The following is a 1545-nucleotide window of genomic DNA, read 5'->3' as shown; positions in this document are numbered from 1 at the left end:
YWAHATNNCTTTTTAAGGCGGAAAGCATAAACCGTAAATTACTTTTTTGTTAAAAGGATAAACCGTTATAACTATTTTACACTATTATTTTAGCAATACAATACTTTATATTTAAACTTAAAATTAATATATTTTATTGCTAATTTAGCCCTTAAAACGCGTAATAATGGTATATAATTCATCTAAGTAATTTATTAAATAAATTACTTAAACCTTCTTTTATATGTTTATTAATATTTGTAGTCATCTTTTCAGCTATAAATAATTAATAAAATATTGCAAAAGGGCTTATATTATTGGCACTTTTTTTATTTTTATTATCTAATTTACCCTTGATTATATATATATATATATATATATATATATATATATATATATATATATATAATTTAATAAATTAATAAATATTAGAAAAGAGGGTTAATTAAAATGAAAAGATTATTAAGTATTTTATGTATAGTTAGTTTAACTGCAAGCGAAGCAAACAGTGTAATTGCTTGCGATGGAGGAAATATAAAACAAAAAATTAATTTAAATACAATAAATAAATTAACTGTAAATATTATTCATGAAAAAAATAAAAAACTATCTGATTTAAATACAAAAATTATTAATGCACAAGAATTTATAAATAAACCTTTAAATGAAGGTTATACTATTAATTATTATTCTGATGAAGATTTAAGTAATAAAAATGATATTTCTGATTTTCCTCAATTTAAAAACATTGCTATTTATGTTGTTATAATTGCTTCTAAAAATAATAAAAATTGAGAAGGACAAACTTCAAGATTAAAAGTAGTAATGAAATAAAAAATATATGAAAAGATTATTAAGTATTATTGGTGCAATATCATTAGTAGGAACAAGTACAACTAGTTTAGTTGCTTGTAATACCCCACAAGAATATACACCGAAAGAATTAGCAAAATTAAAAGAAGAAAACAAGATAAATACTACTAACCAAGAAATTAGAGACAATTTAGAATGAATAGCACCACAAGAAAAACCATTTAATAAAGTTGATAATAAATGATATTATATAGTTTGAAAAAAAGATAAATGAAAAATTAGCAAAATTTTTAGAAATTATAGTATTAATGTGAACCAAGAATATAATATATACAAAGATAATAACTATGAATTAAAGTTTTTCAGAGGTATTAACAACATAAATAAAATACAAGATGCATCTTTAATTTATAATCGTAATAATCCTTTTGGTTTTGTAAAATGAGGCGAAAGAAATTCTGATTATATAAATTATATTAAATCAGTTTATCGTTGAAATTTAGATAAACCAGAGCTTGAATTAATTTTAGATGAAAATGGTAATGTAAAAGTTAAGGGAGAATAAAAAGAGATATTGCATCTCTTTTTTATTATCTTGGTTTAATTGTAATTTTAACTGGGTTATCATTTTTATTTCTAATTCCTAACTTTAATTTTGTCGAAAACTCTTGATATTTATAAAATATACCTAAAATTAGGTATATTTTTAATATATGGAGGTAAATAATTAATGAAAAAAATAATTACAGAWAA

At 20.1% G+C, this 1545-nt stretch carries 2 protein-coding genes; both read left to right on the top strand.

The window, feature by feature from the left end; all coding sequences use genetic code 4:
- Nucleotides 1–429: 429 nt before the first annotated feature.
- Nucleotides 430–813: a lipoprotein gene (locus EHV01_RS05455; RefSeq protein WP_422066572.1), complete on the top strand. Its 384-nt coding sequence runs from the start codon at nt 430–432 to the stop codon at nt 811–813.
- 7 nt (nt 814–820) lie between these two features.
- The gene (locus tag EHV01_RS05450) at nt 821–1357 is read left to right on the top strand and encodes a lipoprotein (protein WP_422066571.1); all 537 of its coding nucleotides are present in this window, start codon (nt 821–823) and stop codon (nt 1355–1357) included.
- Nucleotides 1358–1545 lie beyond the last annotated feature (188 nt).

Origin of the sequence: Spiroplasma sp. hy2, from assembly GCF_044714365.1 — a bacterium.
GTDB classification, from domain to species: domain Bacteria; phylum Bacillota_I; class Bacilli_A; order Mycoplasmatales; family Mycoplasmataceae; genus Spiroplasma; species Spiroplasma phoeniceum.
The sequence above is the reverse complement of the archived record's forward strand: the minus strand, read 5'-3'. Positions and strand labels throughout refer to the sequence as shown.